Origin of the sequence: Sphingobium sp. CECT 9361, assembly GCF_918741285.1 — a bacterium.
Lineage (GTDB): Bacteria > Pseudomonadota > Alphaproteobacteria > Sphingomonadales > Sphingomonadaceae > Sphingobium.
The window spans coordinates 304408-318604 of the sequence record NZ_CAKKNC010000001.1 but is presented as its reverse complement, the minus strand read 5'-3'; the positions used below and the strand labels follow the sequence as shown (position 1 = coordinate 318604).

Sequence of the window (14197 nt, the reverse complement as noted above, 5' to 3'; positions counted from 1 at the left end):
AGGGCGTTCGTTACGTAACCAGATATCAATTAGTCACAGGCAATTAGCGTCTATGTCTTTATCCCGCGCGTTCCTGCACCGCCGACCCGAATCGCGTTCTGCATCGCTGATGATGTCGCTGGGGCTTGCCGATGGCGGACATGATGCGCCGCCCCTGTGGATCATTGCGGCACTTCGGTCACTGGCCAGACTTTGGCCCGTTATGATCGCAGCGCGCCTGCTTGTGGCGGCAGCGATCGTGGCGACAGTCCCCGGCATCAAATCGGCATTTCTAACGCCCGCTGCTGTTGCGATAGTTGGCACGATCCTTGTGCTCGATGCGGTTATTTGTCTTGCCCCCCGCGTATCGACAATCAATCGAAAGCGCCCGCATGTGCAAATGTGGATCATGCTCCAAGCCATGATGCTTTCCGGGGCTACGTACAGCATTGGCTTATGGACGATCGTACCGGCAGTGCACCTGTCTCTTTATGCGCTGCTAACGCTTGTGGTCGGATTGCTGGCCATGGGCATCTGCGGCGGCCAGCGTATCCTTGGCCTGGCCTATGTTTCCGGGGCTGGCACGGTCATGGCCATTGCGAGCGGGAGTTTGCTGTTAGGGATGGCAGTGCTGGCGCTCGTCCTGTCCATGGCACTTGTGACTGTGTGTCAGGCGTTCGTCGATCAACAGCGGTTGCAGGCACGCCATGCGAACGAGCACAGGGGGCGGCGGGCCGAACGGCTGCTGTCTGACTTCGAACGATCGGGGCGCGGCTGGTTCTGGGAAACGGATCGTACGGGTGCGCTCACTTATATTTCCGAAACCTTGGCGCAAAGTCTGGGAAAGCCGGGCGAGGCGCTGATAGGTCAGCGATTGATCGATCTCGTTACGCAGGGATATTCGCAAAAAGACGACGGGGAGCGATCCCTCGGTTTCCACTTTTCCGCTCGTACAGCTTTCTCGGAAATCTCCGTTCAGGTGGCCAGCGTAGCAGAGGATCGGTTCTGGGCGGTATCGGGACAGCCCATTGTGGATGATTTCGGCCAGTTCAAAGGGTTTCGCGGGAGCGGCAGCGATCTGACGGAAATCCGTCGCAGCCAAGCGGAAGTCACGCGGCTGGCGCAATATGATTCGCTGACCGGTTTGGCGAACCGGGTTCAAATGATGCGGACATTGGAACAAGCTGTATCGGGTGCACAGGGCAAACCGGGCGAATGCGCACTGCTCATGCTGGATCTCGACAGGTTCAAAATCGTCAACGATACGCTTGGGCATCCTGCAGGCGACCAATTGCTGCGCAATGTCAGCCAGCGCCTTCAGCGGATAATCGATGAAAAGGGTCGTGTCGGTCGGCTTGGGGGCGACGAGTTCAAGGTGGTGCTGCCAGCCTGCATCGACCATCGGGAATTGGCGTCCTTGGCCACGGCGATCATTGCCTCATTATCGCAACCTTATTCCATTGACGGCAATCAGGTGGTCATCGGTGCCTCGATTGGCATAGCGCTGTGTCCTGCCGACGGCGTGACATCGGACGCATTGATCCGCAACGCCGACCTGGCGCTGTATGCCGCAAAGGGCGAGGGTCGCGGCATATTCCGATTTTACTCAGCCGAGATGCATGCGGACGCGGAAGATCGGCGACAGTTGGAAGAGGACTTACGCAAGGCACTGGCCTCCGAAGGCCTGCATTTGGTCTATCAGCCGGTTGTCAGCGCAATAACCGAGCGGATTTCGGGTTATGAAGCGCTGCTGCGTTGGGAACACCCCACGCGCGGTGCCATTTCGCCAGCGCTGTTCATTCCCATTGCGGAAGAAACCGGCCTGATCGCGCAAATTGGCGAATGGGTGTTGCGGACCGCTTGTGCAGACGCTGTCGGTTGGCCGGAACATATTCGGGTGGCTGTCAACGTCTCTCCCATTCAGTTCACCAATCCAGCTTTTCCGGGCATTGTTGTCAGCGCGCTGGCCAGCACAGGCTTGGCACCCCCACGGCTGGAACTGGAAATCACTGAAGGCGTATTCCTGAACGACGATGCGGACACCGACCTCATGTTTGCCCGGCTTAAGAAAATCGGTGTTCGCCTCGCTCTGGACGACTTTGGCACCGGCTATTCCTCGTTGGGGTATCTGAAGAAAGCGCCATTCGACAAGATCAAGATCGACCAGAGTTTCGTGCGTGGTGCCGCGATAGCGGGAAGCCGCAATAGCGCGATCATCAAATCCATCGTCAGCTTGGCCGAAGCGCTGTCGATGGATACGACGGCGGAAGGCGTTGAAACGCATGACGAACTGGAGCTGATCCGGTCATTAGGCGTGAGCCATGTGCAAGGCTATATTTATGGCAAGCCGAAGGAAGCGGACGCTACGAAAGAAGCCCTGAAAGACGTCCACGCCGTCGTGCCGCGCGATGGCTTCCAATCCAGCCGACCCGTACGCAAGGCGATGCTACGGTCCGTGGCCGTCACCCATGATGGACATCGTTACAATGGGCGCATCCGTAACATATCGTCGACCGGTGCGCTGGTGGAAGGATTGTGGAACGTGCCAACCGGAACGACATTCCAGATCGAGCTGGCGGAAGGCTATGTCCTGCCGGCACAATGCCGATGGTCCGTAGAAGATCGCATGGGCATTGAATTTCTCGTGCAGGCCGATCTCAATCGCATGAAGACAGTGGGGCTCCGCGCCTTGGCCTCCTAATGGCCTGTGACACCAGTCACTGCGAACTGGAACCGTTCAGCGTAACCATCTATACGATGGTAGTTGAAGGTTGGGGAAGTATTCATGCGTAGTGGTTCTGTAATTTGTCCTATAGGCATGATGCTTGCGGTTGCAGCGGTAATTCCATCGCCTGCGTTCGCGCAATTTGGTATCTTGAACGATTTTGCCCGTGGCGCACGCGATAGCGGCGACAGCAGCGATACCAAATGTAAAAGCGATAGGAGCAAAAAGGGAAAGGCCATGCTGGGTAGCGTCTCGGGCGGTATCGCCGGACGCACCGCAAGCCGTGCCGGCGTCAGCAGCTTCGTGCCGGTGTCGCAGTTCAGCGACACCTTATCCGAAGCCATTGCCTGCCGCCTCGATCCGCAGGAACAGGAACAAGCAGCCACGGCCACCACGCAAGCGGTGGAAGAAGCCGAGCGTTCGGGCGGCGCGGGCAGTGCAATCTCCTGGGAAAGCGGCACCCGCGCCAACGTGTCCGGGTCATCGACAGTCGATTCGTCGACCAAACTTGCGGACGGCAGCAAGTGTATGATGGTAACCGACGTCGTCATCGTGGAAGGCGAAGAGACGCGCGTGCAGAAACGCATGTGCCGCGGCCCAGGTCAGCCGCGCTACGTCCTGCAGGCATAGCGGGTGCGCAGTGTCTTAGCGGCTGTTTGCGGCGTGATGCTCACTGCCGCCGCCGGCCCAACCGCGGATCCCAAAAACCCGACCTGCCCGATGCAGCCCGATTGGTCGACCAACAAAACCATGCAACTGACGGTGAAGAGCCAGAGCGGCATGAAGGTGCTGATGGCGGAAGGCGCCATCGACAAGGGCTTGATGCCGCGCCTCTTCCAAACGCTGCAGGCCAATCCGGATATCAGCGAGATCTGGCTCCGCTCCCCCGGCGGCGTGGCATCGGTCGGTAACGAGGCGGGGCGACTGATCCGGAAGAATTATCCCAATGTGGTGACACGCATCCCGAAGGGCTGGGCGTGTTTCTCCGCATGCAACTTCATGTTCATGGGCGGCACGGTGCGGATCGTCGAGCCGGGCGGCCTGTATATGGTCCACATGTTCACGCATCTGGGCGATCGCGCTGCGATCAAGGAAGAGATACAGGAAGACGCCGATAGCGCCGTCGATATGATCGGCGACATCGAACAAAGCTCTGCGCTGCTGGCGAGCGACGACAATGATTTTTTGATCCGCATGGGTGTATCGCGCAAACTGCTGACCGATGTGATGTACCGTCAGAAGGCCATCGAAGGATCGGGGGACGACAAGTCCACCCGCCGCTGCCTGACGCAGGCGGAGTTGTTCCAGTATAACGTCGCCAACGCATCGGACTGACAGGTTGTCGATACTCGAAGGGATCGCCGTGGCCCTGGGCCTGGCCAATATCGTGCTGCTGGTACGACGGAGCGTATGGAATTACCCGTTCGGTATCGCGATGGTGTCGCTGTATGCCCTGATCTTCTTCGAAGCGCGATTGTATAGCGATGTGCTGTTGCAAGGCTTCTTCCTGATCCTAAACATCTATGGCTGGTGGCACTGGCATGGGACTGGCCAGGGGCAGGAAGTCCCCGTACGCTGGCTTTCCAGGCAAGGGCGCGTGGTTGCTGTTTCAATGGCCATAGCAGCCAGTGCGGGATGGGGCAGCATGATGGCCCGCTATACCGATGCAGCGGCGCCGCACTGGGATGCGACGGTCGCGATGCTAAGCGTGCTGTCGCAGTTTCTGCTGGCAAAGCGCTTCATCGAGAACTGGATCGGCTGGGTCGTCGTCGATGTGCTTGCGGTTGGCTTGTACTGGAGCCGGGGGCTGCATCTGACGGCGGGGTTGTATGGCGTGTTCCTGATCCTGTCGATCGTCGGGCTGAGGCAATGGATGCGCGCGCGCCGTGCGTAACATTGTGCTGCATGGGCCGGAGAGTACGGGCAAGTCGACTTTGGCAGCGCGGCTTGCCGCGCACTTCGGCACCGTCTGGGTGCCGGAATATGGCCGCACCTATTGTGAGACACATGGCACCGACCTGACGCCCGGCGATCTGGTGGCGATCATGGAAGGCCATATCGCGCAATGCGCCGAGATGGCGCACAAAGCCAGGGACATGCTGTTCCAGGATACCGATCCGCTGATGACGGCTGCGTGGAGCATGATGCTGTTCGGTGAGCGGAACCCGACGCTCGATGCCTTTCGCGATACCGGCGATCTGTATTTGTTGATGAACGTCGACCTGCCGTGGGTGGGGGACGAGGTGCGCATGTTTCCTGACCGCGCCGATCAGATTCGCTTCTTCGATCTGTGCCGCGCGGAGCTGGAGCGACGAGGCGTGCGGTGGGTACAGATCGGCGGCGATGGGGATCAGCGGTTCGATGCTGCAATCGCTGCAATTGCGGGCGCCTGCTGACAGGGCGATTGCTTGCTGCTATCGGCGCTGCATGACCGAACTCAGCCGCATCCGTAACTTCTCTATCATCGCCCATATCGACCATGGCAAGTCCACGCTCGCCGACCGGCTGATCCAACGCTGCGGTGGCCTGACCGACCGCGAAATGTCGGCGCAAGTCCTTGATAACATGGACATTGAGAAAGAACGCGGCATCACGATCAAGGCGCAGACGGTGCGCCTTGACTACACCGCGTCCGACGGGTTGCTCTATGAGCTTAACCTGATGGACACGCCGGGGCATGTCGATTTCGCCTATGAAGTGTCGCGCAGCCTTGCCGCGTGCGAAGGCGCTTTGCTGGTGGTCGATGCCGCGCAAGGCGTCGAAGCGCAGACGCTGGCGAACGTGTATCAGTCGATCGAGCATGACCATGAGATCGTGCCCGTCATCAACAAGATCGATTTGCCCGCCGCCGAGCCGGAAAAGGTGCGCAAGGAAATCGAGGACGTCATCGGTCTGGATGCGTCCGAAGCGGTGCTGGCGTCGGCCAAATCGGGGATCGGCATTGACGATATTCTGGAAGCCATCGTCAAGAAAATCCCCGCGCCCAAGGGCGACCGCGACGCGCCGCTGGAAGCGATGCTGGTCGATAGCTGGTACGACCCCTATCTGGGCGTCGTCATTCTGGTCCGCGTCGTCAATGGCGTGATCAAGAAGGGCCAGAACATCAAGTTCATGATCGGCGGGACCGAACATCTGATCGACCGCGTCGGCTGTATGCGTCCCAAGATCGAGACGCTGCCGGAAATCGCAGCCGGCGAAATCGGATTTATCACGGCGCAGATCAAGGACATCAGCCAGACGCGCGTCGGCGACACCATCACCACGGTCAAGAATCCCGCTGCCAAGCCGCTGCCGGGGTTCAAGGAAGTGCAGCCGGTGGTGTTCTGCGGGCTCTTTCCCGTCGACGCCGCGGACTTCGACAAACTGCGCGACAGCATTTCCAAGCTGCGGTTGAACGACGCCTCTTTCAGTTTCGAGATGGAAAGCAGCGCGGCGCTGGGCTTTGGCTTCCGCTGCGGGTTTTTGGGCCTGCTGCATCTGGAAATCATTCAGGAGCGGCTGACGCGCGAATATGACCTGGACCTGATTACCACCGCGCCGTCGGTGGTCTACAAGATCCAGTTGACGCACAATAATGGCGAGATCGAACTGCATAATCCCGCCGACATGCCCGATCCCACGAAGATCGGCAGCATCGAGGAACCGTGGATCGAGGCGATCATCTACTGCCCCGACGAATATCTCGGCTCCATCCTGAAGCTGTGTCAGGACCGGCGCGGTATCCAGAAGAACCTGACCTATGTCGGCGGGCGTGCGCAGGTGACATACGAACTGCCGCTCAACGAAGTGGTGTTCGATTTCTACGACCGTCTGAAGAGCATCAGCCGCGGCTATGCCAGCTTCGACTATCACCAGATCGGCTATCGCGAAGGCGATCTGGTCAAGATGAGCATCATGGTCAATGCCGAGCCAGTCGATGCGCTGAGCATGATCGTGCATCGCGGCACGGCAGAAACGCGCGGACGCGGCATGTGCGAACGGCTGAAAGACCTGATCCCCCGCCACCTGTTCAAGATCCCGATTCAGGCAGCCATCGGCGGCAAGGTGATCGCGCGCGAGACGATTGCGGCGATGCGCAAGGACGTGACCGCCAAATGCTATGGTGGTGACATCAGCCGCAAGAAAAAGCTGCTCGACAAGCAGAAGGAAGGCAAGAAGCGGATGCGCGAATATGGCAGCGTGCAGATCCCGCAGGAAGCCTTCATCGCCGCATTGCGGATGGGCGAAGAGTAAACGCGTCGCAACGCTTCGCTGGGACGGAACCCGCGAGCCTGAAAAGCTCCGGTCGCACTTAAGTAGCGCTGCGATTGCTCCAGCGAATCTGGGGCAGAATAATATCCAGGCTGTTGCATTGTGAGGGCGACGCCATGCGCGTAGTCTCACGCGATGTTGGCGAATCCCTGTCGTTATAATGTGGTGCGAACGCGCGCGGGCGCGCTGCTCTCGCTTGGCCTGCTATGCGTATCGACGAGCATCGGCGCAGCCCCACCCGCGCGAAAATTCGATCCGGCAGCGTTTTTCGCCGGACGAACGGTGGGCGATGCACGATTGAAGGTCATGATGTCCCGCGCCAAGGCCATTCATGTCGACAGCACGGGCCGCGTCGAAGCCGATGGCGCCCTTGCCGTATCGCAAGTCGTCGCCGAGGAAGGCAAGCCGGTCAAGAACCGATCCTGGCGTATTCGCATGGTTGCGCCGGGCCGCTATGAAGGAACGCTCAGCGATGCGTCCGGGCCGGTAAAGGGCGTGATGACCGACAATGTCCTGAACCTGCGCTTCGCCATGAAGGGCGGATTGCAGGCCGAACAGAAACTGACGCTGCGGCCCGACGGCCTGTCGGTCCACAATGCGATGACCATCCGGAAATTCGGAATGACCGTCGCCACGCTGGAAGAGACAATCCGCAAGCTGGATTAATGACCGCTTTCGCCGGATGTGCGGCGGTTGTGCGCCCGCACAGGCCATCCCAAAGACAGAAAAGGCCGGGATCGCTCCCGGCCTTTCCGTTCGTCGTATGAAACGCCCGATCAGTTGCCGACCGGCTGCGCGTCCGTGCGGCTCACCACGATGGTGGAAGAGCGCGGCAGCTGCCCCGCCACCGGCCAGTTACCCGTGGGGTGCTGGATGTTGATGAAGAAGTTCTTGAGGTCCGGCGTATAGGCAATGCCGGTGATCTCGCAGCCGACCGGGCCCACCAGGAACCGCTTGGACAGCTTTGACGTCTGGTCGACATGATACATGCTGTTGTTGCCGAACGCGCTTTCCTGCGTCTGCGCCACACCGCCGATAGTCCCTACAGAGCCAGTCAGATTGTGATCGGTCTGCACCCACAGGCGGCCCTGCGGGTCGATACGCAGGCCGTCGGGGCTGGAGAAGATATCGCCGTTGATGTTGCCCTTCAGATTATCCTCGGCAAGCGCGGGGTTACCGGCGAGCAGGAACACTTCCCAGGTGAAGCCCGTGGCGAGCGGCGAATCGTCGGTCTCCCGGAACTTCAGGATATGGCCGCACAGGTTGGCCGTCCGCGGGTTCGGCGCGTCGACGTTGCGACGGCCGCTATTGTTGGTCAGCGTGACGTAGATCGCCTGCTTGTTCGGGGCTACCGTGATCCACTCCGGACGGTCCATCTGCGTACCGCCAGCGACGCGGGCGGCCGAGGCGGTGTTGACGAGCACATCGGCCTGATTGTTGAAGTTGACAGTCGCCGGGGTCGGCGCCGTGGCACTGTTGGGAACGTTGAGCGGATCGGAGGCACCGGGGACGAGGCCGTTCTGGCCCTGTACCAGAGCGCGCCACTCGCCTGTGCCGTTTGCGTTGAAACGCGCGACGTACAGAGTGCCATTGTCCAGCAGATCGGTATTCGCGGCGCGGTTCTGCGGGTTATAGGCCCGGTCGGGGACGAACTTGTAGATGCAGCCAGGCGTAGAGTCGTCGCCCATGTAGAAAGCGACGCGGTTGGCGTTATCGGTCAGGAACGCCACGTTTTCGTGACTGAACCGGCCCATCGCGGTGCGCTTGGTGGCCGGTGCCAGTTCCAGCAGCGGATCGATCTCGCATACCCAGCCATAGCTCGTCGCGGGCTGTGCGGGGTCGATGTAGTTGTTCGTCGTTTCCTCGCAGGTGAGGTAGGTATCCCAGGGCGTGCGGCCCGACGCGCAGTTGTTCAACGTGCCCTTGATCGTGCCGGGCAGGACACCGGCGGCGGGGCCCGAAACGCGGAAGTTGGTGTTGCCGCTGTACCGTTTGTTGTAGCGCGAACCGGCCTTGACCGCGAACTTGCCGTCCGTACCCTTCGCGACTTCGACCACGGCGACACCGACTGCGGACAGGACGATGGCCTTCTCATCCGCTGTGCCACTGCCGACCGTGAAGGCACCGGGGAACAGGATGTTGAGGTCGGGATATTCGAAGTTGATCGCCAGCAGACCGCCGGTGTTCGGATCGACGCCCGACAGCGGGAAATATTCCATGCCGTCATGGTTGCCGCCAGCCCAGGCGTTGGTCTGGGTCGCGCTGGACGGGAAGCTGCCCGGCGCATAGGCCGTGCCCGCTTCAACCAGATCGCCAGCTTTCAGCATAACGTCCACGGTGTAGCCGGTAGGCACGCTGACCATGTCGTTGCGGTTGAGGGCGACCGAGCCAAAGCCAATCGCATAGCTGGGTGCGGGCGGCGGCGGCGGGGGCGGCGGCGTGGGGGTTGGCGTAGGAGTGACGTCATCGTCGTCGTCGCACGCTGCGAGCGCACCCAGCGCCGGCAGCATGGTGAGGCCGAAGAGGCTGTTCTTCAAAATCGAACGGCGCGACGGATTGGCAGCAACGATCGCTTCCAGGCTATTGTCGCCCGCTTCGATCGCAAGATGGGTGTCACGGAACGGCGCACGCGCCGCGTCGGTCAGATGAGACATTGGTTTTTCCCCATGTTTGTCCGTCTTGCGAAGACGGGGCGGCGAGACGCCGCGATTGCGCGGGGAGACCTATTGCAGCAATCCATGACGTGCAGATGGCTGCACCGTGAAAAGGGGATGACGCTTATGTTGCGTTCATGTGTCGCGTGGTTTTTGGGCAGCTAATGGGGGCATTCAGCCATGCATCGCCCTATCGCAGATGCGGATACAGCCCATATAAAACGCCCATTTTCTTGTGTCATTTCCAGCAGTTCGCATAATGACGAAGAGCGGAAGAGCGTAAAAGGGCTTCAGAACATGTCATTGGAGCAGGTCGACCGATGCTATCGGATACCGACCTGCTCCAGACTTTTTACGATTAGCGCATATCGCCTTCGGTTACCGGGACGATCTTGATTTCGACGCGGCGGTTGGCGGCTTTGCCTTCCTCGGTTGCGTTGGACGCGATGGGCTGGGTTTCGCCATAGCCGCGCGTCGCGATGCGCGCAGACTGCACGCCCTTGCTGTTCAGATAATTCGCCACCGAAGTCGCGCGGCGCTCTGACAGGGTCTGGTTATACGCATCCGATCCATCGCTGTCCGTATGACCATATACGTCGATATAGGTCTTGGGATATTGCGCCAGCACTGCTGCGACATCGTTCAGCGTCGGCTGGAACTGCGGCTGCACTGCCGCGTCGTTATAGGCGAAGGTGATGCCAGAGGGCATACGCAGCAACAGGTTGTCGCCATCGCGGATCACGTCCACGCCCGACCCTGCGGTTTGTTCGCGCAGCTTGCGTTCCTGTGCGTCCATGTAGGCGCCGATACCCGCGCCCGCGAGTCCGCCAATGCCTGCGCCCACGATCTTTTCCGTGCGGTCGCGGCGTCCGCCGACCAGATCGCCCAGCAGATAGCCGCCCAACGCGCCGCCGATGCCACCGATGGCTGCCTTCGAAATGGTGCGCTGGCCCGTGTTCGGATCGGTCGTGCACGCCGCCGTGAGCATCATCGCGCCCAGACCGGCGGTGCCAAGAATTTTCTGTGCAATTTTCATAGTAAAATGTCCCTCTCTAAGCGTGTCCAACGCGCCTTGGTGCGGCGATAAACAGCCTGTACCGGCCTTTGTTCCACAAGCGAACTGAACGGGGGATGAGGTAGCTGTTGTGAAACCGACAGAATAGCGGCATTAGGGTAATCGACCACCATGGCCGATCTCCCAACCACGCTCCCACCGCTGACGCCCTTTCCCTGGGCAGACGTCGTCATCATCCTGGCGCTCATCGCGCTGAATGGCGTATTCGCCATGTCGGAACTGGCCATCGTGTCGGCGCGCAAGGCACGGTTGCAGGGGCTTGAGAAGAGCGGAAGCAAAGGCGCGACCGTTGCCCTGATGCTATCGGCGGACCCCGGCAAATTTCTTTCGACGGTTCAGATCGGCATTACCCTGATCGGCATTTTGGCGGGTGCCTATTCGGGTGCGAGTCTGGGCGGCCCGGTCGGTTCGCGGATTGCGCGGCTGGGGCTGGGCATCGATCCGGACACGGCGCAGTCGGTCGGGTTCGCCCTCGTGATCGGCATCACCACTTATGCGTCGCTGATCGTCGGCGAACTGGTGCCCAAGCAATTCGCGTTGCGCGCGCCCGAACCCATTGCCGTCATCATGGCGCGCCCGATGCTGTGGCTGTCGAAAGTCACTGCGCCGGTCGTCTGGCTGCTGGATGGCAGCAGCGCGCTGATCTTCAGGATATTGGGCATGAAGCGCGAATCCGAAAGCCATGTGACGGCGGAGGAACTGCACCTCATCGTCGCCGAAGCCAGCAAGTCGGGCGTGATCGAGGAAAGCGAGCGTGCGATCATTTCGGGCGTCGTGCGTCTGGCCGACCGCCCGGTACGCGAAGTCATGACGCAGCGGATGGAGGTCGACTGGATCGATGTAAATGCGGACGGCGATGCGATTCGCGCGCGGTTGCTGGAAACGCCGCGCACTCGCCTGCCCGTGGGGCAAGGATCGGTCGAGGACATCGTCGGCATCGTCCAGGCGCGCGACATCATGTCCGCGCTGTTCCGCGGCGAAACGCTCGATCTGCGCGCGCTGATGCGCCGCGCCGAAGTGGTGCCGGATCAGGTGGATGCGATGGACGCGCTGGAAGTGCTGCGCCGCGCCGATGTGCCGATGGTCATGGTGCATGACGAATATGGGCATTTCGAAGGGATCCTCACCCCCGCCGATCTGCTGTCCGCGATTGCCGGAGAGTTTGCGTCCGACCGCGATCTGTATGACGAACCCGATGTCGTCGAGCGGGAGGATGGCAGCTTGCTGGTCTCGGGGCAGATGCCCGTGGACCTGCTGGCCGACCGGATCGGCATCGAACTGTCGGAGGATCGCGATTACGCCACCGTCGCGGGCCATGCGCTGTGGGTGCTCAAGCATCTGCCCGAAGTGGGCGAGCATTTCGACGATCAGGGATGGCGGTTCGAGATCGTCGACATGGACGGGCGCAAGATCGACAAGCTGCTGGTCGCGCGGCGGTAAATACAGCGCTTCCTATTAGTCCGACTGGTTAGTCCCCTTGCCTCCGTTCGCCCTGAGCTTGTCGAAGGGCTGCACTTCTTAAGAAAGAGCAGGCTTCGACAGGCTCAGCCCGAACGGTATAAGCCATCCGTTAAATCGTCGGAACAGGTTCCGCACCCGAATAATCATAGAAGCCCCGGCCCGTCTTGCGGCCATACCAGCCCGCTTCGACATATTTGACGAGGATCGGTGCGGGACGATATTTGGGATCGCCAAAGTCGTTCTGCAGGACGCGCAGCACTTCGAGCAGCGTGTCCAGCCCGATCATGTCCGCAAGGGTGAGCGGACCCATGGGATGACCCGCGCCCAGTTTCAGGCCCATGTCGATATCCTTCACCGATCCGACACCTTCGCCAAGCGCGAAGAAGGCTTCGTTGAGCATCGGCACGAGGATGCGGTTGACGACGAAACAGGGGCTGTCCTTCACGATCACCGACTGCTTGCCGACTTTCGTGGCGAAGTCGCTTGCAACCTTGACCGTCTGCTCGCTGGTGGCCAGCCCGTGAATGACTTCGACCAACCCCATCAGCGGGACAGGGTTGAAGAAATGGATGCCGACGAAACGGCTGGGATCGGAGGATGCCTGCGCCAGCCGCGTGATCGAAATGGAGGACGTGTTCGTCGCCAGCACCGCGTCGGGGGCGAGCACTTCGGCGGCCTTGGCGAAAATGACGCGCTTGATCTCTTCACGCTCGGTCGCCGCTTCGATGATGAGACCGGCAGCACGCATGCTGGAATAGTCGCCGACGGGCATGATCCGCGCGATTGCGGCGTCCGCCGCATCGGCCGTCAGCTTTTCCTTTTCGACCAGTCGCTTGAGCTGCTTGACGATACCATCCTTGCCCGCCTGAGCACGCGCGACGTCCACATCGGCCAGAAACACGTCATAGCCTGCCTGCGCTGAAACCTGCGCAATGCCTGCGCCCATTTGCCCCGCGCCGATGATACCCACAGCCTGCATTGTCATTCCCTCTCGATATTATGCCGTTCCGCCATCTACCCGGACAGGCAGGCCGAGGCTATGGCAAAAATCAGAGGGGACGCGCAACGCGCGGCACAATAGGGTCGCGCATTACGCTACCGTCGCAAGCATCAGCGCAAACTGATCGCCCGCGTCGGTCCATTCATGAGTCGGCAGCCAGCCGCCGGCACGCAGCAGCAGCCGCGCATCGCGGGGGCCATATTTGTGGCTGTTCTCGGTGTGGATGCTTTCGCCTTCCTCCAGCGCGAACACGACGCCATCGACCGTGAACGCTGTGCTGCGCGTCGCGACCAGATGCATTTCGATCCGGGCCGCTGCGTCGTTCCAGATCGCCTTGTGCGCGAAGGCATCCATGGGAATGGTGCCATGCAGTTCGCGGTTGATTCGGGTCAGCAGATTGAGGTTGAAGGCCGCCGTAACGCCCTGCGCATCGTCATAGGCGCGAACCAGCACGGCTTCGTCCTTCACCCGGTCCATGCCGATCAGCAGCATCGCGCCGTCGCCCAGCGACGCCCGCATGGCGCGGAGCAGATCGACCGCTTCATAAGGCGTCATGTTGCCGATGGTCGATCCGGGGAAAAAGCCGAGTTTCGGCATGCCCCGCACCGCATCGGGCAGCGTTACCGCATCGGTAAAGTCCGCCTCGACCGGCAGCACCGGAAGATCGGGGAATTGCCCGGCCAGCACGATGCTGCTTTCGCGCAGAAAATCGCCGCTGATATCCACTGGCACATAAGCGCCTGGCGCTATGGCGGACAGCAGATGCGGCGTCTTGATGGCGCTGCCTGCGCCAAATTCGATGACTGCCCGTCCCGCGCCGGTCAGCGTGCCCACTTCCCGGCAATGCGCTGCCAGCAACGCCGTTTCGGTGCGGGTGGGATAATATTCGGGCAGATCGGTGATGGCTTCGAACAATTCCGACCCGCGATGGTCGTAGAACCAGCGTGCGGAGGTGCGTTTGGGGCTTTGGCGCAGGCCGTCGATAATATCCCGGCGAAAGGCGGGGTCGACAGCGGTGGTCGGGACGTCCCGGTCGAGCGTCAGCAGCATCG

The 14197-nt window shown here is 60.8% G+C and carries 12 protein-coding genes; 8 read left to right on the top strand and 4 right to left on the bottom strand.

Annotated elements, in window-relative coordinates; genetic code table 11:
• Positions 1–52 precede the first annotated feature (52 nt).
• The 7 genes from LQ220_RS01365 (at position 53) to LQ220_RS01335 (ending at position 7621) form a co-directional block, all read left to right on the top strand.
• Positions 53–2680: an EAL domain-containing protein gene (locus LQ220_RS01365; protein ID WP_230186486.1), complete on the top strand. Its 2628-nt coding sequence runs from the start codon at positions 53–55 to the stop codon at positions 2678–2680.
• 261 nt (positions 2681–2941) lie between these two features.
• Complete coding sequence (locus LQ220_RS01360) at positions 2942–3334, top strand: hypothetical protein (protein WP_230186485.1); 393 nt, start codon at positions 2942–2944, stop codon at positions 3332–3334.
• A gap of 3 nt (positions 3335–3337) precedes the next feature.
• Positions 3338–4039 (top strand): hypothetical protein, encoded by a 702-nt coding sequence (locus LQ220_RS01355; protein WP_230186484.1) that lies wholly within the window; start codon positions 3338–3340, stop codon positions 4037–4039.
• Between the two features lie 4 nt (positions 4040–4043).
• Positions 4044–4598 carry a nicotinamide riboside transporter PnuC gene (pnuC, locus tag LQ220_RS01350; protein WP_230186483.1) on the top strand — a complete coding sequence of 185 codons (555 nt, stop codon included), beginning with the start codon at positions 4044–4046 and terminating at the stop codon, positions 4596–4598.
• Positions 4591–5100, top strand: coding sequence for an ATP-binding protein (locus tag LQ220_RS01345; protein WP_230186482.1), 510 nt, complete (start codon positions 4591–4593; stop codon positions 5098–5100). Before pnuC ends, LQ220_RS01345 begins: the two co-directional genes overlap by 8 nt.
• Positions 5101–5131: 31 nt before the next feature.
• Positions 5132–6937 carry a translation elongation factor 4 gene (gene lepA / locus LQ220_RS01340; protein ID WP_230186481.1) on the top strand — a complete coding sequence of 602 codons (1806 nt, stop codon included), beginning with the start codon at positions 5132–5134 and terminating at the stop codon, positions 6935–6937.
• A gap of 153 nt (positions 6938–7090) precedes the next feature.
• Complete coding sequence (locus tag LQ220_RS01335; protein WP_230186480.1) at positions 7091–7621, top strand: DUF3833 family protein; 531 nt, start codon at positions 7091–7093, stop codon at positions 7619–7621.
• A gap of 110 nt (positions 7622–7731) precedes the next feature.
• On the opposite strand, the gene LQ220_RS01330 is transcribed toward LQ220_RS01335, so the two are convergent.
• Positions 7732–9609: an alkaline phosphatase PhoX gene (locus LQ220_RS01330; protein ID WP_230186479.1), complete on the bottom strand. Its 1878-nt coding sequence runs from the start codon at positions 9607–9609 to the stop codon at positions 7732–7734.
• A gap of 358 nt (positions 9610–9967) precedes the next feature.
• The gene (locus tag LQ220_RS01325; RefSeq protein ID WP_230186478.1) at positions 9968–10645 is read right to left on the bottom strand and encodes an OmpA family protein; all 678 of its coding nucleotides are present in this window, start codon (positions 10643–10645) and stop codon (positions 9968–9970) included.
• 150 nt (positions 10646–10795) lie between these two features.
• On the opposite strand from LQ220_RS01325, the gene LQ220_RS01320 reads away from it, so the two are divergent.
• Entirely contained in the window at positions 10796–12124 is a 1329-nt protein-coding gene (locus LQ220_RS01320) for a hemolysin family protein (RefSeq protein ID WP_230186477.1), read from the top strand.
• 130 nt (positions 12125–12254) lie between these two features.
• Here the strand turns inward: LQ220_RS01320 and LQ220_RS01315 are convergent, their stop codons facing one another.
• Positions 12255–13124: a 3-hydroxyacyl-CoA dehydrogenase NAD-binding domain-containing protein gene (locus LQ220_RS01315; RefSeq protein ID WP_230187222.1), complete on the bottom strand. Its 870-nt coding sequence runs from the start codon at positions 13122–13124 to the stop codon at positions 12255–12257.
• 111 nt (positions 13125–13235) lie between these two features.
• Positions 13236–14195 carry an L-histidine N(alpha)-methyltransferase gene (egtD, locus tag LQ220_RS01310; protein WP_230186476.1) on the bottom strand — a complete coding sequence of 320 codons (960 nt, stop codon included), beginning with the start codon at positions 14193–14195 and terminating at the stop codon, positions 13236–13238.
• Positions 14196–14197: the final 2 nt, after the last annotated feature.

Coding starts and splice junctions, on each gene's coding strand:
- LQ220_RS01365 (WP_230186486.1), top strand. CDS start 53: ATGTCTTTATCCCGCGCGTTCCTGCACCGCCGACCCGAATCGCGTTCT.
- LQ220_RS01360 (WP_230186485.1), top strand. CDS start 2,942: ATGCTGGGTAGCGTCTCGGGCGGTATCGCCGGACGCACCGCAAGCCGT.
- lepA (WP_230186481.1), top strand. CDS start 5,132: ATGACCGAACTCAGCCGCATCCGTAACTTCTCTATCATCGCCCATATC.
- LQ220_RS01335 (WP_230186480.1), top strand. CDS start 7,091: ATGTTGGCGAATCCCTGTCGTTATAATGTGGTGCGAACGCGCGCGGGC.
- LQ220_RS01330 (WP_230186479.1), bottom strand. CDS start 9,609: ATGTCTCATCTGACCGACGCGGCGCGTGCGCCGTTCCGTGACACCCAT.
- LQ220_RS01325 (WP_230186478.1), bottom strand. CDS start 10,645: ATGAAAATTGCACAGAAAATTCTTGGCACCGCCGGTCTGGGCGCGATG.
- LQ220_RS01320 (WP_230186477.1), top strand. CDS start 10,796: ATGGCCGATCTCCCAACCACGCTCCCACCGCTGACGCCCTTTCCCTGG.
- LQ220_RS01315 (WP_230187222.1), bottom strand. CDS start 13,124: ATGCAGGCTGTGGGTATCATCGGCGCGGGGCAAATGGGCGCAGGCATT.
- egtD (WP_230186476.1), bottom strand. CDS start 14,195: ATGCTGCTGACGCTCGACCGGGACGTCCCGACCACCGCTGTCGACCCC.